Origin of the sequence: Zeimonas sediminis (assembly GCF_023721795.1) — a bacterium.
Classification (GTDB): domain Bacteria; phylum Pseudomonadota; class Gammaproteobacteria; order Burkholderiales; family Burkholderiaceae_E; genus Zeimonas; species Zeimonas sediminis.
In genome coordinates, this window is sequence record NZ_JAMQYE010000001.1 from 1255911 (window position 1) to 1277239 (window position 21329).

General features: G+C 66.9%; 17 protein-coding genes, 1 other RNA gene and 1 pseudogene. 13 read left to right on the forward strand and 6 right to left on the reverse strand.

The features are described 5' to 3' along the window. Positions 1 to 53 precede the first annotated feature (53 nt). The 4 genes from pheA to gyrA form a co-directional block, all read right to left on the reverse strand. Entirely contained in the window at positions 54 to 1136 is a 1083-nt protein-coding gene (gene pheA / locus M6I34_RS05905; RefSeq protein ID WP_272484771.1) for a prephenate dehydratase, read from the reverse strand. Next, a complete protein-coding gene (gene serC / locus M6I34_RS05910) occupies positions 1129 to 2268 on the reverse strand; it encodes a 3-phosphoserine/phosphohydroxythreonine transaminase (protein WP_272484772.1) in 1140 nt (379 codons plus the stop codon). The genes pheA and serC overlap by 8 nt, the downstream gene beginning before the upstream one ends. Positions 2269 to 2341: 73 nt before the next feature. Continuing rightward, a complete protein-coding gene (locus M6I34_RS05915; RefSeq protein WP_272484773.1) occupies positions 2342 to 3298 on the reverse strand; it encodes an AEC family transporter in 957 nt (318 codons plus the stop codon). Between the two features lie 36 nt (positions 3299 to 3334). Next, a complete protein-coding gene (gyrA, locus tag M6I34_RS05920; protein ID WP_272484774.1) occupies positions 3335 to 5959 on the reverse strand; it encodes a DNA gyrase subunit A in 2625 nt (874 codons plus the stop codon). A gap of 175 nt (positions 5960 to 6134) precedes the next feature. On the opposite strand from gyrA, the gene M6I34_RS05925 reads away from it, so the two are divergent. The 5 genes from M6I34_RS05925 to M6I34_RS05945 all read left to right on the forward strand — a co-directional run bounded on the left by M6I34_RS05925 (position 6135) and on the right by M6I34_RS05945 (position 10905). Then, the gene (locus M6I34_RS05925; protein ID WP_272484775.1) at positions 6135 to 7469 is read left to right on the forward strand and encodes a TRZ/ATZ family hydrolase; all 1335 of its coding nucleotides are present in this window, start codon (positions 6135 to 6137) and stop codon (positions 7467 to 7469) included. A 103-nt stretch (positions 7470 to 7572) separates the two neighbouring features. Beyond that, entirely contained in the window at positions 7573 to 8283 is a 711-nt protein-coding gene (gene ompA, locus M6I34_RS05930) for an outer membrane protein OmpA (protein WP_272484776.1), read from the forward strand. An 85-nt stretch (positions 8284 to 8368) separates the two neighbouring features. After that, positions 8369 to 9109 carry a bifunctional 2-polyprenyl-6-hydroxyphenol methylase/3-demethylubiquinol 3-O-methyltransferase UbiG gene (gene ubiG / locus M6I34_RS05935; protein ID WP_272484777.1) on the forward strand — a complete coding sequence of 247 codons (741 nt, stop codon included), beginning with the start codon at positions 8369 to 8371 and terminating at the stop codon, positions 9107 to 9109. Positions 9110 to 9114: 5 nt separating this feature from the next. Further along, the gene (locus tag M6I34_RS05940) at positions 9115 to 9777 is read left to right on the forward strand and encodes an HAD-IA family hydrolase (protein WP_272484778.1); all 663 of its coding nucleotides are present in this window, start codon (positions 9115 to 9117) and stop codon (positions 9775 to 9777) included. 126 nt (positions 9778 to 9903) lie between these two features. After that, positions 9904 to 10905, forward strand: coding sequence for a Bug family tripartite tricarboxylate transporter substrate binding protein (locus M6I34_RS05945; RefSeq protein WP_272484779.1), 1002 nt, complete (start codon positions 9904 to 9906; stop codon positions 10903 to 10905). Positions 10906 to 10936: 31 nt separating this feature from the next. On the opposite strand, the gene M6I34_RS05950 is transcribed toward M6I34_RS05945, so the two are convergent. Next, on the reverse strand, positions 10937 to 11593 hold the full coding sequence (locus tag M6I34_RS05950; RefSeq protein WP_272484780.1) for an NAD(P)H-binding protein: 657 nt from the start codon (positions 11591 to 11593) through the stop codon (positions 10937 to 10939). Next, positions 11590 to 12276 carry a cupin domain-containing protein gene (locus tag M6I34_RS05955; RefSeq protein ID WP_272484781.1) on the reverse strand — a complete coding sequence of 229 codons (687 nt, stop codon included), beginning with the start codon at positions 12274 to 12276 and terminating at the stop codon, positions 11590 to 11592. The genes M6I34_RS05950 and M6I34_RS05955 overlap by 4 nt, the downstream gene beginning before the upstream one ends. Positions 12277 to 12427: 151 nt before the next feature. Between M6I34_RS05955 and ssrA the strand changes: the two genes are divergently transcribed. From ssrA to M6I34_RS05995, 8 genes and pseudogenes are all read left to right on the forward strand, one after another. Further along, positions 12428 to 12803, forward strand: a transfer-messenger RNA (tmRNA) gene (ssrA, locus tag M6I34_RS05960). A gap of 165 nt (positions 12804 to 12968) precedes the next feature. Continuing rightward, entirely contained in the window at positions 12969 to 14228 is a 1260-nt protein-coding gene (locus M6I34_RS05965; protein ID WP_272484782.1) for a tyrosine-type recombinase/integrase, read from the forward strand. Positions 14229 to 14507: 279 nt separating this feature from the next. Next, positions 14508 to 15128: pseudogene (locus tag M6I34_RS05970) on the forward strand (IS256 family transposase); the annotation flags it as partial. Positions 15129 to 15577: 449 nt separating this feature from the next. Then, a complete protein-coding gene (locus M6I34_RS05975) occupies positions 15578 to 16252 on the forward strand; it encodes a vWA domain-containing protein (RefSeq protein ID WP_272484783.1) in 675 nt (224 codons plus the stop codon). A 15-nt stretch (positions 16253 to 16267) separates the two neighbouring features. Further along, entirely contained in the window at positions 16268 to 17035 is a 768-nt protein-coding gene (locus M6I34_RS05980; protein WP_272484784.1) for a PP2C family serine/threonine-protein phosphatase, read from the forward strand. After that, a complete protein-coding gene (locus M6I34_RS05985) occupies positions 17032 to 19242 on the forward strand; it encodes a helix-hairpin-helix domain-containing protein (RefSeq protein ID WP_272484785.1) in 2211 nt (736 codons plus the stop codon). Before M6I34_RS05980 ends, M6I34_RS05985 begins: the two co-directional genes overlap by 4 nt. 70 nt (positions 19243 to 19312) lie before the next feature. Further along, the gene (locus M6I34_RS05990; RefSeq protein WP_272484786.1) at positions 19313 to 19501 is read left to right on the forward strand and encodes a hypothetical protein; all 189 of its coding nucleotides are present in this window, start codon (positions 19313 to 19315) and stop codon (positions 19499 to 19501) included. Positions 19502 to 19671: 170 nt separating this feature from the next. After that, entirely contained in the window at positions 19672 to 20463 is a 792-nt protein-coding gene (locus M6I34_RS05995) for a phospholipase D-like domain-containing protein (protein WP_272484787.1), read from the forward strand. Positions 20464 to 21329: the final 866 nt, after the last annotated feature.

The window sequence follows — 21329 nt, forward strand, 5'->3', positions numbered from 1 at the left end:
GTCACCCCCTTTTCGACATCGGCATTCCGCGCTGGGCGTCACCCTCGCACGAATCAGAGCGACGCACGCGGGTAGGAGCCGACCACCTTGCAGAAGGCCGCGTGTCGCCGGATCTCGTCGAGCGCCGCCGCCACGTTGGGATCCGATTGGTGGCCGAGCAGGTCGATGTAGAAGTAGTACTCCCACTCGCCCCGCCGGGCGGGCCGTGACTCGAAGCGCTTCATCGACACGCCGTGCCGCGCCATGGGCTCGATCAGCGCGTGGACCGCGCCGGCGCGGTCCGGCACCGACAGGATCAGCGAGGTCTGGTCGCCGCCGGTGGGCGCGCACTCGTAGCGGCCCACGACCGCGAAGCGGGTGCGATTGTTCGGATCGTCCTGGATGCTGCGCGCCACGAGTTCGAGGCCGTAGCGCGCCGCCGCGTTCTCGCCGGCGATCGCCGCGGTGCCCCGGTCGAGCGAGGCGAGCCGCGCCGCCTCGGCATTGCTCGCGACCGGCACGCGCTCGATGCCCGGACAGTTGCGGTCCAGCCAGCCGATGCACTGGGCGAGCGACTGGGCGTGCGACACGATCCGGTTCACGCCTTCCAGCGTGCCATCGAGCGACATCAGGTTCTGGCGAACCGGCACGAGGACCTCGCCGCTGATCGACAGCGGCGTGTCGAGCAGCAGGTCGAGCGTGCGGTTCACCGCGCCCTCGGTCGAGTTCTCGACCGGCACCACGCCGAAGTCGACGGCGCCCGCCTCGGTGGCGCGGAACACCTCGTCGATGGTCGGGCAGGCCACGGGTTCGACGCCGCTGCCGAAGTGCTTGAGCAGCGCCTGCTCGGAGAAGGTTCCGGCCGGCCCCAGGTAGGCCACCCGCAGCCTGCGCTCGAGCTCGCGGCAGGCCGAGACGATCTCTCGCCAGATCGCCTCGATCGCCGCGCCCGGCAGCGGGCCGCCGTTGGCGTCGCGCAGCTTGCGCATGATCAGCGCCTCGCGCTCGGGGCGATAGACCGGCGCATCGGTCAGCTTCTTCAGCTCGCCGACCTCCTGGGCCAGGCGGGCGCGGCGGCTGACCAGCGCCAGCAGCTCGCGGTCGACCTCGTCGATGCGCACGCGCAGCGCGTCGAGCTTCTCGTCGTTGTCAGCCATGGCGGCGCTCGAAATCCTTCATGTAGTCGACCAGGGCCCGCACGCCCTCGATCGGCATCGCGTTGTAGATCGACGCGCGCATGCCGCCGACCGAGCGGTGGCCCTTGAGCTGCAGCAGGCCCGCCGCCTCGGCGCCCTTCAGGAAGGCCGCGTCGAGCGACGGGTCGCGCAGGAAGAAAGGCACGTTCATCCGCGAGCGGTCCTGCGGGCGCACCCGGTTCTCGTAGAGGCCGCTCGCGTCGATGTAGTCGTAGAGCAGCGCCGCCTTCTCGACGTTGCGACGCTCCATCTCGGCCACGCCCCCCTGCTCCTTCAGCCAGGCGAAGACCAGCCCCGCGACCCAGATCGCGAAGGTGGGCGGCGTGTTGTACATCGAGTCGTTGTCGGCGACGACCTTGTAGTCGAAGGCGCTCGGGCACAGCGGGTGCGCCTTGCCGAGCAGGTCCTCGCGCACGACGACGATCGTCAGCCCCGCCGGACCGATGTTCTTCTGCGCGCCGCCGTACAGGCAGCCGTAGCGGGTCACGTCGATCTCGCGCGACAGCACGTGCGAGGAGACGTCGGCGACGATCGGCACGCCGGCGGGCACGTCGGCCGGCCCGTCGCCCTGGGCGGGCGGGTGCTGGAACTCGACGCCGTCGATCGTTTCGTTGGTGCAAACGTGCAGATAGGCCGCGTCGCGCGACATGCGCCACTGCGACTGCTCCGGCACGAAGGTGTACGCGCCGGTCTCGCCGCCGCGGTGCGGCGAGGGCAGCTTCGAGGCGTCCGCCACGACGTTGACGCGCGCGTAGCGGGCAGCCTCCTTCGCCGACTTGGCGGACCACTGCCCGGTCACCAGGTAGTCGGCCTGCTCGCGGCCGCGCAGCAGGTTCATCGGGATGATCGCGTTCTCGGCGATCGCTCCGCCCTGCATGAACAGCACCTTGTACTGCTCCGGGATCCGCATCAGCTCGCGCAGGTCGGCGATCGCCTGCGCATGGATGCCCATGAACTCGGGCCCGCGATGGCTCATCTCCATCACGGACATGCCGGAGCCGCGCCAGTCGGGCAGCTCGTCGGCGACCTGGCGCAGCACCGCCTTGGGGAGCACCGCGGGACCGGCGGAAAAGTTGTAGACGGTTTCGGACATGACGGCGGATCGTATCAAAGGAAGGCGTCCGGAACGCCGGCCGCGGACGCGAGGGATTCCGGTCCGGGCCGGCTCATCGCCCGGGCAGCACGAACAGCAGCAGCGGCAGGCTGGCCGCCGCGACCAGCGTCGACAGCGTGACCCCGGCGCTGGTCTGCTCTGGCACCGCGCGATAGCGCTGCGCGAACAGGTAGACGTTGGCGCCGATCGGCAGCGACGCGGTGATCGTGGCCACCGCCAGCGGCAGCGGCGGCAGCTCGAGCAGCCAGCGACCGATCGCGTAGGCCAGCAGCGGGTGGACCAGGCTCTTGAGGCCGGTCAGCGCGGCCGCGGCGCCGAAGCCCCGGCGCAGGTCGAACTGGGCCAGCGAGGCCCCGAGCAGCACCAGGCACAGCGGCGCGGCGGCGCCGGCGAGCATGCCCAGCGGCACGTCGACCGGCCTGGGCAGCTTCCAGCCGGCGGCCGACCAGGCGAGGCCCGCCAGGATGGGCAGAACCACCGGGTGGATCAGCGAGTTGCGGACGACCTGGGCGGTCTGCGCGGCGAGCCGGCCGCGATCGCGGCGGCCCGAGCCGCCGCCCGCGCCGCCGAAGAGCTCGATCAGAAGCGTGCCGAGGGTCAGGAAGGTGAGCGCGTGCAGCGCGATGATCGTCAGCAGGAAGGCCAGCCCGGCCTCGCCGAAGGCCAGCCGGACCAGCGGGATCCCGAGCATCGCGGTGTTGGAGAACACGCCGCTCAGCCCGTGGACGACCGCCACGTTCATCGGCTCGCCGCGCCAGAGCTGGACCCCGAGCACCAGCCCGAACAGCGGCAGCCCGGCGCCGTAGTAGGCCAGCGCGGCGCCCGGCGACAGCGAGTCGAAGTCGACGCGCGCCAGCGCCCCGAACAGCAGCGCCGGCATGAAGATCAGGAAGGTCGCGTCGGACAGCGCGCGAACCGCCGCGTCGGGAAAGCGCCCCAGGCGCGCCGCGCCGTAGCCGATCGCGATCAGCACGACGACCGGGAAGATGACCTCGAAGAAGACGGACATCGGCGCGCCGCGCGACGGCCCAGTGCGGCGCCCGCCTCAGCCCGCCTGGCCTTCGTCCGGCGCCGGCGGCTCGCCCGCCTCTCCGGGTTGCGCCTCGCCGGCCTCTTCGGCGGCTTCGCTGGCGTCGCTCTCGACCACGCGCTGGACGCCCGACAGCGTCGTGCCCTCGTCGACCGCGATCAGCGTGACGCCCTGCGTGGCGCGGCCCATCTCGCGGATCTCGGACACGCGGGTGCGCACCAGCACGCCGCCGGTGGTGATCAGCATGATCTCGTCCTTCTCGTCGACCAGCACCGCCGCCACGACCTTGCCGTTGCGCTCGGTGGTCTGGATCGCGATCATCCCCTTGGTGCCGCGGCCGTGGCGGGTGTACTCGCCGATCGGCGTGCGCTTGCCGAAGCCGTTCTCGGTGGCGGTCAGCACGCTCTGCGTTTCGTCGCCGGCCACCAGCATCGAGATGACCTGCTGCCCGTCCTCGAGGTTCATGCCGCGCACGCCCCGCGCGTTGCGCCCCATCGGGCGGACGTCGTTCTCGTCGAAGCGCACCGCCTTGCCCGCGTCGGAGAACAGCATCACGTCGTGCTCGCCGTCGGTGACCGCGGCGCCGATCAGGTAGTCGCCGTCATCCAGGTCGACCGCGATGATCCCGGCCTTGCGCGGGTTCGAGAAGTCGGTCAGCGGCGTCTTCTTGACCGTGCCCAGGCTGGTGGCCATGAACACGTAGTGCGCCGCGTCGAAGGACTTCACCGGCAGGATCACGGTGATCTTCTCGCCCTCGGCGAGCGGGAACAGGTTGACGATCGGGCGGCCGCGCGAGTTGCGCGTGCCCTGCGGAACCTCCCAGACCTTCAGCCAGTAGACCCGGCCGCGGTTCGAGAAGCACAGGATGTAGTCGTGCGTGTTGGCGATGAAGAGCTGGTCGATCCAGTCCTCGTCCTTCATCGCGGTGGCCTGCTTGCCGCGGCCGCCGCGCTTCTGCGCGCGGTACTCGGACAGCAGCTGGCTCTTGATGTAGCCGCCGTGCGACAGCGTGACCACCATGTCCTGCGGCGTGATCAGGTCCTCGGTGTCGATCTCGGTGGCGTTCAGCTCGATGTACGAGCGGCGCGGATTGCCATACTCGGCCTTGATGCCCGAGAGCTCGTCGCCGATGATCTGCGTGATCCGCTCCGGGCGCGCCAGGATGTCGAGCAGGTCGGTGATCTGGCCGATCACCTCGCGGTACTCCTGCACGATCTTGTCCTGCTCCAGGCCGGTGAGCCGCTGCAGGCGCATCTGCAGGATTTCCTGCGCCTGCGCGTCGGAGAGCCGGTACAGGTCGCCGCGCAGGCCGACCGACGGATCCAGGCCATCGGGCTGGAAGGCCGCGATGTCGCTGCCGGCGCGCTCGAGCATCTCGCGCGCCACGCCCGCCTTCCAGTCGCGGGCCATCAGCCGCTCCTTGGCGATCGGCGGGGTCGGCGAGGCCTTGATCAGCTCGATCATCTCGTCGACGTTGGCGATCGCCACCGCGAGGCCTTCCAGGATGTGGCCGCGCTCGCGCGCCTTGCGCAGCTCGAAGACGGTGCGCCGTGTGACCACCTCGCGCCGGTGCGCGAGGAAGGCCTCGAGCATCTGCTTGATGTTCAGCAGTCGCGGCTGGCCGTCGACCAGCGCCACCATGTTGATGCCGAAGGTGTCCTGCAGCTGGGTCTGCTTGTACAGGTTGTTCAGCACGACCTCGGGCAGCTCGCCGCGCTTGAGCTCGATGACGACCCGCATGCCCGACTTGTCGGACTCGTCGCGGATGTCCGAAATGCCCTCGAGCTTCTTCTCGTTGACCAGCTCGGCCATCCGCTCGAGCAGCACCCGCTTGTTGACCTGGTAGGGCAGCTCGTCGACGATGATCGCGCTGCGGTTGCCGCGGTCGATCTCCTCGAAGTGGGTGCGCGCGCGCATGACCACGCGGCCACGGCCGGTGCGATAGCCCTCGCGCACGCCCTGCACGCCGTACACGATGCCGGCGGTCGGGAAGTCGGGGGCCGGCACCAGCTCGATGATCTCGTCGACCGTGGCGTCGGGCTTGCGCAGCATCAGCATGCAGGCGTCGACGACCTCGCCGAGGTTGTGCGGCGGGATGTTCGTGGCCATGCCCACCGCGATGCCCGCCGAACCGTTGATCAGCAGGTTCGGGATGCGCGCCGGCAGGACGGTGGGCTCGAGCTCCTTGCCGTCGTAGTTCGGCTGGAAGTCGACCGTCTCGCGGTCGATGTCGGCCAGCATCTCCGAGGCGATCTTGTCGAGCCGGCACTCGGTGTAACGCATCGCCGCGGCGTTGTCGCCGTCGATAGAGCCGAAGTTGCCCTGGCCGTCGACCAGCGGATAGCGCAGCGAGAAGTCCTGCGCCATGCGCACCAGCGTGTCGTAGATCGCGCTGTCGCCGTGCGGGTGGTACTTACCCATCACCTCGCCGACCACGCGCGCGCACTTCACGTAGGGGCGGTTCCAGTGATTGTTCGACTCGTGCATCGCGAAGAGCACGCGCCGGTGAACCGGCTTGAGGCCGTCGCGCACGTCGGGCAGCGCCCGGCCGACGATCACGCTCATCGCGTAGTCTAGATAGGAGCGCCGCATCTCCTCTTCGAGGCTGATCGGGAGCGTTTCCTTGGCGAACTGGTCCATTTGCGGCGGGATTCCGGAGAAGCGACGAGCTGGTGAAGGCCGGGCCTGCGGCTGACGTGACAAGCCGAGTGCCGTGAGTGGCCGGAGCTAAACCTTTGAATTTTAACACGCCAGCCCCCCGCCTCCCGGCGGGCTGTGCTTAAATCTCGCCGGTCCAAGCCCAGGGAACGCCCGCATGCCGGATGCCGCCATCCTCGCCCCGCAGTGGATCGCTCCCGTCGCCCCGCAGGCGACGGTGCTCTCCGGCCACGCCGTGCTCGTCGAGGACGGGCGCATCGCCGAGCTGGCGCCGCTGGACGCGCTGCGCGAGCGCCACCCCGACGCGGCGCTGACCCCGCTGCCGGGCCACCTGCTGGTCCCCGGGTTCGTGAACCTGCACACCCACGCGGCGATGTCGCTGCTGCGCGGTGTCGCCGACGACCTGCCGCTGCAGGACTGGCTGCGCGCCCGGATCTGGCCGCTGGAGGGCAAGCTGGTCTCGCCGTCCTTCGTGCGCGACGGCGCCCTGCTCGCCGCATACGAGATGCTGCTGGGCGGCACGACCTGCTTCAACGACATGTACTTCTTTCCCGAGGAAGCGGTCGATGCGGCGCTGCAACTCGGGATGCGCAGCGCGCACGGCATCATCGTCATCGAGTTCCCGAGCGCCTACGCGTCGGACGCCGGCGACTACCTGAGGAAGGGACTCGAGCTGCGCGACCGGCACCGCGGCAACCCGATGGTCAGCTTCTGCCTGGCACCCCACGCGCCCTACACGGTGAGCGACGAAACGCTGAAGCGGGTCGCGGTGCTCGCGCGCGAGCTCGGCCTGCCGATCCACACCCACGTCCACGAAACCGCCGACGAGATCGCCGAGTCGCTGGCCCGGCACGGCAAGCGGCCGCTGGAAAGGCTGGATGCGCTGGGCCTGGTCGGCCCCGAACTGATCGCGGTCCACGCGGTCCATCTCGACGAGACCGACCTGCGCCTGCTGGCGGCGAGCGGCGCCTCGGTGGCCCACTGCCCGCACTCGAACCTGAAGCTGGCCAGCGGCATCGCGCCGGCCGCGCGCCTGGCCGAGCTCGGCATCCGGGTCGGCTTCGGCACCGACGGCTCGGCCAGCAACAACCGGCTCGACCTGCTGCAGGAGGCCAGGACCGCCGCGCTGCTTGCCAAGGGCACCTCGGGGCGGGCCGATGCCTGGCCGGCGGCGCGGGTGCTGCAGGCGATGACGCTGGACGCCGCCGCGGCGCTGGGACTCGACGACCGGATCGGGTCGATCGAACCCGGCAAGCAGGCCGACCTGGTCGCAGTCGACCTGTCGGCCGCCGAGCTGTCGCCGGTTTTCGACCCGGTTTCGCAGCTCGTCTACGCAGCCGGCCGCGAACATGTCCAGCACGTCTGGGTAGACGGCCGGCATGTTGTCAGGAAGCGACAGCTGGTTTGCGCCGACGCAAGCGAGGCGGTCGGCGAATTGGTCGGCCGTAGCTCGCTATGGCACAATCGAATACGTGAAATCCTGTCAGGCTGACTGACAGCCCGCGTTTGCATCCCGCTCCCGGCGGGTTCGAATCGAGCGATCCAGCCTGCCCCAGCCTTCTACCGCTGAATCGCTTCCTACCGAGAGGAGAAACATGAACAAACCGGTCAAACTGGCAATCCTGGCTGTGTCGGCGATGCTGGCCTCGACGGCCGCCGTCGCGCAGACCGCTGCCGAAGCCCCGTACGTCCTCAGCCCGGACATGAAGGTCGTCAAGAGCGGCAACAACCTGTGCGTTCGCACCGGCTACTGGTCGCCGCAGGCCGCCGGCTCGTTCAAGCTGCCCGGCGCGCAGTTCCCGGTCGGTTGCGAGTGCGACAAGGACCTGCTGCCCAAGGCCGCCTGCGAGCCGCCGCCCGCGCCCAAGGCCGCTCCGGCCCCGGCGCCCGCTCCGGCCCCGGCTCCTGCCCCGGCGCCCGCTCCGAAGCCCGCTCCCGCCCCGACCAGCGAGAAGGTCACCTTCGCTGCCGACACCTTCTTCGACTTCGACAAGGCCGTCGTCAAGCCCGAAGGCAAGGCCCGTCTGGACGATCTGGTCGCCAAGCTGCGCGGCGTGACCCTCGAGGTCATCATCGCCGTCGGCCACACCGACAGCATCGGCTCGGATGCCTACAACCAGAAACTGTCGGTCCGTCGCGCCGAAGCCGTGAAGGCCTACCTGGTCAGCAAGGGCATCGAAGCCAACCGGATCTACACCGAAGGCAAGGGCGAGAAGCAGCCGGTCGCCGACAACAAGACCCGCGATGGCCGCGCGAAGAACCGTCGCGTGGAAGTCGAGGTCGTCGGCACCCGTCCGCGTCGCTGATCCCGGTTCGGAGCCGGCCTAGGTCGGCTCCTCGGGAGAAACCCCGCCTCGGCGGGGTTTTTTTTCGTCCTCTAGAATCCGTCCCGTGAACGCAGACACCGCACATCCCGACCGGGCCGCTCCGGCGGCCAACGCCGACCCGGCCGAGCTCGCCAAGTTCTCCGCGCTCGCGTCGCGCTGGTGGGACCCGGAGTCCGAGTTCAAGCCGCTGCACCGGATCAATCCGTTGCGGCTCGACTGGATCGACCGGCTCGCGCCGCTGCGCGGCAGGCGGGTGGTCGACGTCGGCTGCGGCGGCGGCATCCTGGCCGAATCGATGGCCGGTCGCGGCGCCGAGGTGCTCGGCATCGACCTGGCGGAGCGGCCGTTGAAGGTGGCCGAGCTGCATGCGCTGGAATCCGGTGCTGCGGTCCGCTATCGGCACGTCTCGGCAGAGGCGCTGGCCGCCGAGGAACCGGAGGGCTTCGACACGGTCACCTGCATGGAGATGCTCGAGCACGTGCCGGACCCGGAGTCCACGATCCGGGCCTGCGCGCAGCTCGCGAAGCCCGGCGGCTGGCTTTTCTTCTCGACGATCAACCGCAATCCGAAGTCCTTCCTGTTCGCGATCGTCGGCGCCGAGTACGTGCTGCGGCTGCTGCCGCGCGGCACCCACGAGTACGGCAAGTTCATCCGGCCCTCCGAGCTGGCCGGCGCGCTGCGGCGCTGCGGCCTGGAAACCGTCGAGATGACCGGCCTCACCTACAACCCGATCACGCAGGTGTACTCGCTGCACCAGACCGACGTGTCGGTGAACTACGCGGTCGCGGTCCGCAAGCCGGGCTGAGCGCGATGCTGCAGGCAGTCTTCTTCGATCTCGACGGCACGCTGGCCGACACCGCGCGTGACCTGGTCGAGCCGATTCTCGCGATGCGCGCCGAGCGCGGGCTCGAGCCGGTTCCGTTCGAGGCGCTGCGCCCCTACGCATCGATGGGCGCGCGCGGCCTGATCCTGCGCGGTTTCGGCGTCGAGCGCGACGACGAGGCCTTCCCCGCCCTGCGAGACGAGTTCCTGGCCCGCTACGAGCGGGCAATGCTGGTGCACACCCGGCTGTTCGAAGGCATGGACGCGGTGCTCGACGCGCTGGACCGCGCCGGCATTCGCTGGGGCGTGATCAGCAACAAGGTCGAGCGCTACGTGCGCCCGATCGTCGCAGGCCTGGGCCTGGGCGAGCGCTCGGTCTGCGCGATCGGCGGCGACACCACCCCCTTCGCCAAGCCGCACCCCGAGCCCCTTCTGCACGGCGCCCGGCTGGCCGGCGTCGATCCGGCCCGCTGCGTGTACGTGGGCGACGACCTGCGCGACATCGAGGCCGGCCGCGCCGCCGCGATGCGCACGGTGGCGGCCGCCTACGGCTTCTGCGGGGTCGAGTCCGCGCCCGCCGACTGGGGCGCCGATCACCTGATCGACACCCCGCTCCAGCTGCTCCACGCGCTGGAACTCGCGCGCGCCTGAGCCGGCCGGGCCTGGGTACGGAATCCTCGCGCGCCTGACCGGGCGCGGCTTGTGCCATCATCCGCTGCGGACCGCCGCTCGCGCCACGCGCGGGGCGGCCCGGTAACGAGACCCAGGAGACCGATGATGAACCACACCACCAACCGCCGTCGCGCCCTGACCGCGACGCTCGCCAGCGCCGCGGTCGTCGCCGTGCTGGCCCCGCTCGCCGGCCAGGCCCTTGCGCAGGAATACCCGAGCCGCCCGATCACGATGGTCGTGCCCTTCCCGCCCGGCGGCGTGGCCGACACCGTGGGCCGGCCGGTGGCCGACGCCCTGGGCCGCTACCTCGGCCAGTCGGTGGTGGTCGAGAACAAGGCCGGCGCCGGCGGCGGCATCGGCATGGCGCACGCGGCCAAGCAGGCGCCCGACGGCTACACGCTGCTGCTCGCGCTGTCGTCGATCACGATCATCCCCGAGGCCGACAAGGTGCTGAAGCGCTCGCCGATGTACCAGATGAACCAGCTGGTGCCGATCGCGCGTTTCACCGCCGACCCGACCGTGCTCGCGGTGCGCGCCGACAGCCCGTGGAAGACCTACGCCGACTTCATCGCGCACGCCAAGAGCAAGCCCGGCTCGATCACCTTCGGCTCCTCGGGCAACTACGGCACGATGCACGTGCCGATGGAGATGCTCAAGCAGGCCACCGGCACCTTCATGGTCCACGTGCCCTACACCGGCGCAGGCCCGGCGATCGTGGGCCTGCTCGGCGAGCAGGTCGACGCGCTGGCCACCGGGCCGGCCACCGTCGTGCAGCACGTGAAGGCCGGCAAGCTGAGGGTGCTCGCGCACTGGGGCGAAGGCCGGCTGAAGGCCCTGCCTGACGTGCCCAGCCTGACCGAGCTCGGCGTGCCGGTGAAGTTCTCGCAGTGGGCCGGCGTGTTCGTGCCCGCCGGCACGCCCGAGCCGGTGATCGCCAAGCTGCGCGACGCCTCGCGCAAGGCGGCAGCCGACGAGAAGGTGATCCGCACGATCGGCACCGCCGGCACGCCGATCCAGTACCTCGACGCGCCCGAGTTCGCGAAGTTCGTCGCCGACGACGCCAAGGTGATGGCCGGCGTCGTGCAGAAGATCGGCAAGGCGCAGTGAGCGCCTCGATGCCCGCCCGCAGGGGCGGGCGTCAGCCCCGCCCGAGCGACCCGGACTCGATGAAGCGGGTGCCGGGTTCGGCGCGCAGCGCCGCCTCGAGCAGGGCGCGCGCCACGGCTTCGGTCCGCACCGGCCGGTAGCGGCGCGGAACCAGCGGGCCGAGCAGCCTCGCCACGAGCAGCCCGGCCGCCTCGCCGGGCCGGAAGTCCGGCCGCCGGGCCGCCTCGAGCAGCGACGGCCGCACGATCGTCAGCGATTCGAAGCCGAGCCCGGCGACATCGCGCTCGGCCTCTCCCTTGATCCGCAGGTAGAAGTTCCTCGAAGCGGGATCGGCGCCCAACGAGGAATTGAGGCCGAAAGCCGGGGTTCCCGCAGCGCGCGCCCGTCGCGCCGACTCGACCACGTAGTCGCGGTCGACCCGGGCGAAGGCCTCCCGCGAGCCCGCCAGGCGCATCGTCGTCCCCAGCGCGCAGATCGCCGCGTCGGCCCGCCACCAGTCCGCCTGGCCGGGCAGACTCTCGAAATCCACCACCGGGTTTTCCAGGCGCGGCCCGAAGGCCTCGCGGGCCGACAGCGGCCGCCGGGTCGGCGCCACGACCCGCCCCACCCGGTCGTCGGCGAGCGCCAGCCGCAGCACCTGCGCCCCGACCTGCCCGGTCGCGCCGAGCACCAGCAGCGTCTTCTTCACGAAGCGAGCGGCAAGGGCACGGTCGTCGCGCCCAGATGGCCGACCTTCACGTAGATCAGCGCGCCCTGCGGCCCCGCCCAGGGCGCGTGCTCGCTCCAGCGCGGGCTGCGCAGCCAGGTGCCGGCGGGGTACTCGCCGTTCTCGTCGGCGAAGAGCCCCTGCAGCACGAGGATCTCCTCGCCGCCCGGATGGAAGTGCCGCGAGAAGCGGGTGTCGGGCGCCCAGCGAACCAGCGCCGTGCTGATGCCGTCGTGCTCGTGCAGCGGCATCACCGACAGCCCCGGCACCAGTCCGGGATGCCAGGGGGCGGTCCGGGTGTCGATGCGGACCGGCGCCAGGTCGTCGGGCGCGAACTGCCACAGCTTCACGAACAGCGTGCAACCCTCGCGCGAGAACGGCGCGTGCGCGCTGCCGGGCGGATTGCGCAGGTAGGTGCCGGCCGGGTGGTCGCCCGACTCGTCGGAGAACACGCCGTCGAGCACCAGGATCTCCTCGCCGCCGCCGTGCACGTGGCGCGAGAAGCTGCTGCCCGGTGCGTATCGCACGATGCTGGTCGCGCGGGCGACCTCGCCGCCCACCCGGTCGAGCATGCGGCGCTCTACCCCCGGCAGCGGCGAAGGCACCCAGGCGGCCTGGTCGGGCGTCTGCACGACGCGAAGCGAGAAGTCGGCGTTGAATTCCAAGCGGAAACCCCAAATTGAGTGCGATGCAGCCGGCCACGGCCGATGCCGGACCGCTGCAAACATTTGTCAGCGGCGGCCACTTGAAAACCGACCGCCAGCCGTCATATGTGAGATCATGAACGAGTTGCTGTAGCAGCAACGCTGAACACCCGGGGCCGACCTGGTTTCGACGTGGGTAGCGAAGCGGCACAGGGCATGCCGAGGCGCCAAGTCCTCGTAAATCCTTTGGCAAATCTACAAACGCCAACGACGAGCGTTTCGCCCTCGCGGCTTAAACCCCGCGAGCGCCGCAACAGTCAGCCGACGGGCTGGGCCTGACCGGGCAACCGGAAGGGCTGCGGTGTAACTTCAGTCGGATAGCGCCCGGGCCGGGTCACTTGGTCCAGGCGCGAAACTCAAGGTGACTGGGTGTGCGGCGGCCTGTCGTTCGGCTAACCGCCCACCGAGATCCAAATAGAGCGACTACGCATGTAGAACTGGTCGTAGAGGACTTGCGGACGCGGGTTCGATTCCCGCCGGCTCCACCAATTCACCGTCCAGCGAGGTCCGCTGGAGTTCAAAAACCCGCCTAAGTGCGGGTTTTTTATTGGATTTTTCTCCCAACAGAGTCCGGCGACGTCCATTGACATCCGCTGGCGGCCGGGGGCAACATCCGGGGCAACTCACCAGACCGCCAGGCAGATGCCCCCACAATGCCCCTGACCGACACCGCAATCCGGAACGCCAAGCCTGGCCGGACGCCCACCGGGAAGGTGACCGAGAAGCCCTACAAGATGGCCGACTCGGGCGGGCTGTACCTGGAGGTCTCCCCGACCGGGGGCAAGTACTGGCGGCTGAAGTACCGGATTGGGGGCAAGGAGAAACGCCTCTCGCTGGGCGTCTACCCGGAGACCCCCCTTGCCAAGGCGAGGACGCGACGCGACGAAGCCAGGCGGCTGCTTGCCGATGGGATTGACCCGAGCGAGCACCGCAAAGCCATCAGATCGGCACGGGCCGACCGGGCGGCGAACAGCTTCGAGGTCGTGGCGCGAGAGTGGTACGGGAAGCTCGCGCCGACCTGGAATCCTGCCCACGGCGACCGGATCATTCGGCGCCTCGAACGGGACATCTTTCCGTGGATCGGCGGGCGGCCGGTGGCGGAGGTCACTGCGCCAGAGCTGTTGGCCGTGCTGCGGCGGATCGAGGCGCGCGGGGCGGTAGAGACCGCGCATCGAGCGCTCGGCAACTGCGGACAGGTTTTCCGATACGCGATTGCCACCGGCCGGGCCGAGCGCGACCCGTCAAGCGATCTTCGTGGCGCGCTGCCGCCAGTAAAGGGCGCGCACTTCGCCGCGGTGACCGAACCGGAGCGGTTCGCGGAAGTCCTGCGCGCGCTCGACGGTTATATCGGCACACCTACGGTTCAATGCGCCCTGCGCCTCGCCCCGCTGGTCTTCGTGCGCCCGGGGGAGCTTCGGAAGGCCCGCTGGGCCGATATCGACCTGGACGCCGCCGAGTGGCGCTACACCGTGACGAAGACGGGAACCCCTCACATCGTCCCTCTTGCGACGCAAGCCGTGGCGATCCTTCGCGAGCTTCACAAGCTGACCGGGCGAAGCGAATATGTGTTCCCCGGCGCGCGAACGAACGGACGGCCGATGAGCGACAACGCGATCCTCGCTGCAATGCGCCGGCTTGGCATCCCCAAGGAGGAGATGAGCGGCCACGGCTTCCGAGCCGTCGCGCGGACAATCCTCGATGAAGTACTGGGCGTTCGGCCCGACCTGATTGAGCATCAACTGGCGCATGCGGTTCGAGATCCGAACGGCCGGGCGTACAACCGGACTGCGCACCTTCCCGAACGGCGGAAAATGATGCAAGCATGGGCCGATTATCTCGACGCGCTCAAGCGCGGGCCCGCTGCGACGCCGGTTGCGCATCCCGAGCAACTGTGTTCGCCGACAGCCGAGTGAGCTGTTTCCATTGCCCGAATGGGGAGTTCCAGGCATATCTGCCGCCGATCGATACCAGCATCCGCCGCCGGCATCATGTCGAACATGGCCGACCACCCTGCTCCCGTGATCCTTCGCCTCGGTGACGGAGCCGTGCTCGTTATTGAGCAGCTGCCCGACGGGCAGATCCAGCGAACCCGGATCGAGCCGGACGGCTCGACGTCGGTCGAGGTCGTACCGCACCTGCAGTGCAGCCCGTCGATCGCCCTTGCCGCCACTGTGCCCACTGGGTGCGTAAGCCGCCAGGTGCTGAGGGTGGAGCCGGCCAACCGGGAGTCGGCCACGAGCTGGAAGGACTTCGTTCGGCGCCTGAAGGAGCGCGGGCTCAACGGGGTGGAGTTCGTGGTGTCGGACGACCACGACGGGCTGAAGAAGGCGGTGGCCGAGCTGCTGCCCGAGGCTGCCTGGCAGCGCTGCTACGTGCACTTTCTGCGCAACGCACTGGACTACCCGCCGCGCAAGGCCGACGACGACTGCCTGCAGGAGCTGCGCTGGCTGTACGACCGGCGAGATCTGAAGGAGGCGCAGGCCGACCTGGCGGCGTGGCTCAAGCGCTGGGAGCGGCGCTACCCCAAGCTCACCGACTGGGCCGAGGAGAACATCGGGCAGACGCTGACCTTCTACCGGCTGCCGCGCCAGCACCACAAGCACATGAAGAGCACGAACCTGCTGGAGCGGCTGAACGAGGAGATCAAGCGCCGCACGCGGGTGGTTCGGATCTTCCCCAACCCGGACTCCTGCCTGCGGCTGGTGCGGGCGCTGTGCGCCGAGACGCACGAGGCCTGGCTGGAGGACAACCGCTACATCAACATGGACCTGCTCAAGGAGCAAAGGAAGGCGGCGATGAAGATCGCCGCCTGATCAGCCCGACCTCAGCCCTGATCGCCATTTGCACAACTTGGCGGACACAACCCCAGGAGACCAGGGGCGGGATCTCGGCTGGGCGCCCCGATTGGGGCTCCCGCCCGGGGCCAGAACTCGTTCCGGTTTCTGGCCGATCCGATGCCCGCACCCGGCCCGGCGGTCGGGCGACAGCGCCGTTCGCGCCCCCGTCGGTCGGGTCGAGGGTCGTCTGGTGAGCCCCTGCGGTTCTATCATCAGCCAACGCCGAATGCCCTGCGCAATGCATTCGATGGCCGGTGCTATGCGCTTAGTTCAACTCTTCGTTCGGCGACGGGAGTCTGATATTCAGGGACTCCCCCGCCGGCGCACACACCATGAAGGTTGGCAGTTTGGATGAAATGGCGTAAAGGTCCCGAAAATCTGAGAAAGTCAAGGATGTCGTCAGTGCCTCAATAAGGAGAAGCACAATGAGTCTCGATCAGAAGCCATTCGCCAGTGCAGAGTTTGTCGACAATCCGGAACCACGATGCGCCTGTTTGCTGCTCCTCGACACTTCAGGCTCAATGTCCGGTGGCAAGCTTCAACAGCTCAACGAGGGGCTTCGATCGTTCGAAGACGAGCTGAAGGCCGACTCGCTAAGCTCCAAGCGGGTCGAAGTGGCAATAGTTACCTTCGGCCCAGTTCAAATCCAGGCCGACTTTGTATCCGCCAGCGAATTCTACGCACCGGAGCTGCACGCCGGTGGGGACACACCGATGGGTGCGGCGATCGAACGAGGGCTCCAACTCTTGCGTGCGAGGAAAGACCAGTACAAGAGCAACGGTATCGCGTACTACCGCCCTTGGGTGTTCCTCATCACGGACGGGGCTCCGACTGATGGTTGGGGCAATGCTGCCTCGCTCGTTCGCATCGGCGAGGAGAAGAAGGAGTTCATGTTCTATGCGGTTGGCGTGGACAGCGCCGACATGAGCATGCTTAAACAACTGTCTGTACGGGAGCCACTGAAACTGAGAGGCATCGCATTCAGAGAACTGTTTGCGTGGCTGTCCGCATCGCTCAGTTCGGTGTCACGGTCCAACCCTGGCGAGCCTGTGCCGTTGGCGAATCCGGCCGCCCCACAGGGATGGGCAGTGGTCGAATAACACATCGGAGAGGCAATGGATCGTTGGATCTGGGTCAGCGCTTCCCAGATTGGAACATCGCATCGGAGAAGCGGGCAACAACTCCAGGATGCATATTCCTGCTTTACGGTGTTGCCCAGCCTTCGGGAAGTGTTCGTTGGCATCGTTTCCGACGGCGCCGGGAGCTCCATCTTCGGTCGTCAGGGCGCGGCGCTCATCTGCCGCACGATTGGACTTGCGGCCAGGCGGCACCTGTCCCTCGGGCACCCGATCCCATGTCGCGACACTCTGGAAAGCTGGGTCGATCAGGCCCGTGACAGGATTTACCGTGCAGCGGCCCACAGAGGCAAGGAGCCTCGCGACTTCGCGGCCACCCTCGTCTGCGCCATCTCCGATGGGCAGCACTCCGTATTCGCCCACGTGGGGGATGGGTGTGCCGTGACACGCGAGCGCGCCACCGGAGAGTGGGTCGCACCGACGTGGCCGGATCACGGAGAGTACGCGTCTATGACAAGTTTCGTCACGGATCAACCAGCCGCCAAAGTGCGAGTCTGTACGATAAGCGAGGAGATCGACGCAATCGCGATCTTCAGCGACGGCATTGAACGAATGGTTCTCGATATGGCTACTCGGAAACCAGCTGAACGCTTCTTCGCCGCGGTGGCAGCTCCGGTCACCGACAGCCCCGTTCCCAACGGGAAGGACGCCGCCCTGTCGCGGGCGCTGGCCGCGTACTTGGATAGCGAACAAGTGTGTGCCCGCACTGACGACGACAAGACCCTAGTCATAGCCACCCTGCGATGACTGCGCCGCAGGTCATTGCCGCCGGTAAGACGGTCGCTCTGGGCCGCCTCATTGGGAAGGGCGGTGAGGGAGAAGTCTATGCGATCACAGGAGACCCGAACCACGCTGTCAAGCTGTACACCACGCCGGATCGACTAAGTCGTAAGGACAAGGTCTCCGCCATGGTCAAGAGCGACCTTGCGACGCGGGCTCCGCTGGCGGCATTCCCCGTCTCCGTGATCCAGTTCAAAGACGGCTCATTCGCGGGCTTCGTGATGAGGCTCATGAGCGGCTTCCGGCCGGTCCACGAACTTTATGCACCGGGTTCGCGCAAGCAGCACTTCCCTCAGGCGGACTACCGCTTTCTAGCAAGGGCCGCAACGAACATTGCCCGAGCCTTCGCATCGATCCATGCCACCAACTGCGTCGTCGGCGACATAAATCACTCGGGCATCCTGGTCTCCGAAAAAGCGACCGCCGCACTAATTGACGCGGACAGTTTCCAGTTCTCGGACGGCTCGGCTCAGTATCTCTGTCGTGTTGGCGTTCCCGAGTACACGCCGCCGGAACTTCAAGGTAAGGCACTTCGTGGAATTGTTCGAACCACTGACCATGACGCATTTGGGCTTGCGGTCGTCATCTTCCAAGTGCTCCTTATGGGTCGGCATCCGTTTGTTGGCACGGTGAGAAATGGAGACATCCCGCCGCTGCATGAGAACGTTCGGAACTTCAAGTACGTGTACACCGAGAGTCGCAATGTCGGGATGGATCAACCCCCCGGGACACCGTCGCTACCGGACTTCTCACCGGAACTTGCGCGGATGTTCGACCGCGCCTTCCTGCAAAGTTCCATCGGCAGGAGACCATCTGCGAACGAATGGGTGACGTCTCTCGAGAGGTTCGAATCGACGCTCGCTCAATGCGCAGAGAACCCACTCCACTACGGGCCTCGAGATGCATCCGAATGCGCGTGGTGTGAGATGGAGGGTCAACTCGGGACTTTCCTATTCGTTCCGCACTTTCCCTCTGGGCCTGGAACTCGGCAAGTTGACCCCGGCAGGGAGCGCTTCGACATTGAGATCATTTGGGCTCGCATTGAGCGAGTCAAGATCCCATCTCCAGAAGAGCTCCAGCCACGCATCCCTCAGTCGGCCACGCACGGTCCCTCCGAAGCTGCGATACAGGCGAAGGAGGTTAAATTCAAGGGCCGTTCTGTCATCGGCGTTGCGCTAATTGTTGCTGGTTTTGGGCTAGTGCTTGCTGCTCCGGAGGCTTGGCTCTTGTCCTTGATTCTCGCCGGCATAGGTCTGTCAAACCTTGGCTCCAAAGGGGCCACACCTGCGATCGATGGCACACGGTTTCTACGCGAGTTGCTCGACGCTCAAAACCAATGGAATAGAGAGATCGAAGCTTGGCGTCGGCGCGTTGGGCATAGCGACCTCGTGTCTCTGAAGGATGAACTTCGAGTCGCTCGGCAAAAGTTCATTGCGGCAAGAGACGAAGAGCATCGTAAGATTTCCGACTACAAGACAGAACGATATGACCGGCAAAGGAGCGCCTATCTAGAAAATTTTGACATCGATCGCGCCGGCATCAAAGGCATTGGGCAGGCAAAGATCGCTGTCTTGTCGTCATTTGGTATCGGAACCGCCGCAGACATTTCAAGTTCACGACTTAAGGCCGTACCGGGCTTTGGTGACGCGCTGATCGGAAGGCTCGTTGCTTGGCGTCAGGCGCACGAAAGTCGCTTCGTTTACGATGCATCGTCAAACGACGCTGATCGGCGGGAGATGGCACGGATCTCCTCCCTGGTCGAAGCGAAGCTTTCCCCGTTACGGCGCACGCTGACCAGCGGTGCACATGAACTGGAGCAGCGAGCTCGGCGCGTTCAGGAATTCGCACAACGAGAGGATCCCGTCCTTATTAGCGTTCACCGCCGGCTAATGCAGGCGCGAGCGGACGTGGGGTTTCTGAACATTCGCGTTCCAAACTCAGCGCCGCTCGGCTCCGTGTCGATGCCTAGTCCACGTGCTAGTCAGCCAGGACTGCCTCAGGCTCCGCAGTCGTCTCGGTCGCCTACACAGGGGCAATCACCACGTGTCGCGCCATCGTGTCCCAGGTGCGGTAGCCCCATGCGGCAGCGCATGGCCCGGCGCGGCCGAAATGCCGGAAGCTACTTCTGGGGATGCTCACGCTACCCACGCTGCAAAGGAACCCGTTCCGCATGACCCTCGGTATCGACCGACAGGAGCGCCTCTTCTAGGCATGTACAAGAACAGTACATCAAGAACACACGCAATGAAGCGCCTCATCCACTGGTTCGCCTCCCTCCCCATCTCGATCGTCGCGCTGCACTCGATCATGCTCGGCACGATCGCCAGCGCGGCCGAGTATGACGGCTGGGTCACCTGGGGGCACGAGGCGTCCGGGCTGATGGTGGTGCCGATCGTGTTGTGGGCGGTGTGCGTGTACGCCTGCCGACGATGAGATGCGAACGGCGCCATGATTCTGTTCCCGGGTTAACGAACAGGGAGGCGCGAGATGGACTATTTCGCCACCCGGATGTCCCTCATGGATGAGACACGGCTACTTTTCTCAGGTGCGGATCCGACTCCAAACGAGAGGGTTCGCGAAAGATCACCGCTACGGAAACTCGCATGACAGCCTTATATTGGCAGCTGGCCGTAGTCTCTACGGTTCTCTTGGCGGGGATCTTTCTAAGCAGGCGCGCCGCGCTACTCGCCGCCATTGGCTGGACGATATGGACGTTCCTGAAGGTTCGGTATCCGAAGCTAATGGTCATTCAGGGTGGCCTTGCTTGGGGCGCCTACCTTGGTGTCGTTGTCTATCAGAACATGCACGGCGCCGTCGCCGAAGCCGACAATCGCGCGAAGGCGCTGGCAGCGCAGCTTGCCCAAGTTGCAGCGTCTGAGCGGCTTGTCGCCTCGGCCGTCCAGCATCCTCCCAGCGGTTCATGGACTGTCATAGATGGGAAGCAGCATCGCGCGGCCCTGTTCAAGGCTTTCTCCGACGCCCGAACGGTTCTCTGCATCGCGTCTGGGTGGCTTGGAAGCGCGGCTGCCGATCAGCAGTTTCTTGTGGAATTGAAGAACGCGCTCCGAAGAGGCGTAGATGTCTACCTCGCCTACGGATGGCAAACATCCGCAGGGACTCATGAAACTTCACGTGTAACAGACATTGCGCTCAGCGAACTGCGTGAGATCGCCCGCTCTTCCGATGCGTCGCGAGGGGAACTACATGTCGGCTGTTATGCGAACCACGAAAAGCTCGTGATTGTTGATGACTATCTCATCGTCGGCAGCTTCAACTGGCTATCTAATCGTCAAGTTACTAACAACGAACGAAGCGTTCGCATCGACGACCCCGCCTTCGCCAGCAAGGAAGCGCAGCGACTCAAGCGCTTGGTCGCACAAGATCGCGTGCTCTGAGCAGCGGCTCCTGGCGCTGAACCTGGCGGCAAGGCAACGCGCGACGATCCTGCCGCAGCTTTGCGCCGACCCCTACACCAGCCGAACGTTGCGCGAGGGTGACATGCCCCGGGATCCTCGGGCCATTCATTCCTGGAAGACGGCTCGGTTGGGAATCACGGCCGCAGAGTCGACCAAACACAATCCAGCCAAGTGGCTATCGGCGCCATCCTCAGCCCGGATCGCTCGAGCCCCGAGGAGATCCACCCGTCGTACTTGGCAACGCTGAGGAGCGAGCCGAGCATGATCAAACTGGCCCAAACTGCTGGACAAGGGATCGAGTCAATCCGGCGGACTGACCGAGGCAAGAATCGTTGTCGTTCCGTCGGCTGATCGTACTCCGAGGCTCCTCGTTCCTGGAATGCGTCGGCGGAGGTAGTTGGTCGAGTAGTCGCGCCAGACAGCCGAAGGATGGCGAGCGGTGGTTCCCTCGCCACGCTGAGCCATGCACCGGCCTACCACCCTCGCGCTATGTCAGGCATCATGACGGCACACGTGACCGTGCCCATTCTCGGCGGGACTTAGAGCGCCTCGCGCATGAATGATTGGGAGATCAGCCCATGGGATCGTTTAGAGCCATTTCAGCGGCCTTTCTTGGGATTTCGTATGTCACCGCAGTATGGGCCGCAAAGCCCATCCGAGAGCCCATCCCGGGTCCTGTGCTCGTCGTCGATTCAGTCGGGAAGACAGTCGGAAGGGCGGTTTATGTTCCGCGGGGCAACCTCCCCGGCGTGGCTGTCTCGTTAGATGGATTGACGCTAGTGTTCCCGCTTGAGCAAGAAAGCGGGCAATCGACACATCTGCAATGGAGCGTCCACTTTGGTGTC

Excerpts from the sequence above, each read along its gene's own strand:
- pheA (WP_272484771.1), bottom strand. The coding sequence starts at position 1,136 with ATGGCTGACAACGACGAGAAGCTCGACGCGCTGCGCGTGCGCATCGAC.
- serC (WP_272484772.1), bottom strand. The coding sequence starts at position 2,268 with ATGTCCGAAACCGTCTACAACTTTTCCGCCGGTCCCGCGGTGCTCCCC.
- M6I34_RS05915 (WP_272484773.1), bottom strand. The coding sequence starts at position 3,298 with ATGTCCGTCTTCTTCGAGGTCATCTTCCCGGTCGTCGTGCTGATCGCG.
- gyrA (WP_272484774.1), bottom strand. The coding sequence starts at position 5,959 with ATGGACCAGTTCGCCAAGGAAACGCTCCCGATCAGCCTCGAAGAGGAG.
- M6I34_RS05925 (WP_272484775.1), top strand. The coding sequence starts at position 6,135 with ATGCCGGATGCCGCCATCCTCGCCCCGCAGTGGATCGCTCCCGTCGCC.
- ompA (WP_272484776.1), top strand. The coding sequence starts at position 7,573 with ATGAACAAACCGGTCAAACTGGCAATCCTGGCTGTGTCGGCGATGCTG.
- M6I34_RS05940 (WP_272484778.1), top strand. The coding sequence starts at position 9,115 with ATGCTGCAGGCAGTCTTCTTCGATCTCGACGGCACGCTGGCCGACACC.
- M6I34_RS05945 (WP_272484779.1), top strand. The coding sequence starts at position 9,904 with ATGAACCACACCACCAACCGCCGTCGCGCCCTGACCGCGACGCTCGCC.
- M6I34_RS05965 (WP_272484782.1), top strand. The coding sequence starts at position 12,969 with ATGCCCCTGACCGACACCGCAATCCGGAACGCCAAGCCTGGCCGGACG.
- M6I34_RS05975 (WP_272484783.1), top strand. The coding sequence starts at position 15,578 with ATGAGTCTCGATCAGAAGCCATTCGCCAGTGCAGAGTTTGTCGACAAT.
- M6I34_RS05980 (WP_272484784.1), top strand. The coding sequence starts at position 16,268 with ATGGATCGTTGGATCTGGGTCAGCGCTTCCCAGATTGGAACATCGCAT.
- M6I34_RS05985 (WP_272484785.1), top strand. The coding sequence starts at position 17,032 with ATGACTGCGCCGCAGGTCATTGCCGCCGGTAAGACGGTCGCTCTGGGC.
- M6I34_RS05990 (WP_272484786.1), top strand. The coding sequence starts at position 19,313 with ATGAAGCGCCTCATCCACTGGTTCGCCTCCCTCCCCATCTCGATCGTC.
- M6I34_RS05995 (WP_272484787.1), top strand. The coding sequence starts at position 19,672 with ATGACAGCCTTATATTGGCAGCTGGCCGTAGTCTCTACGGTTCTCTTG.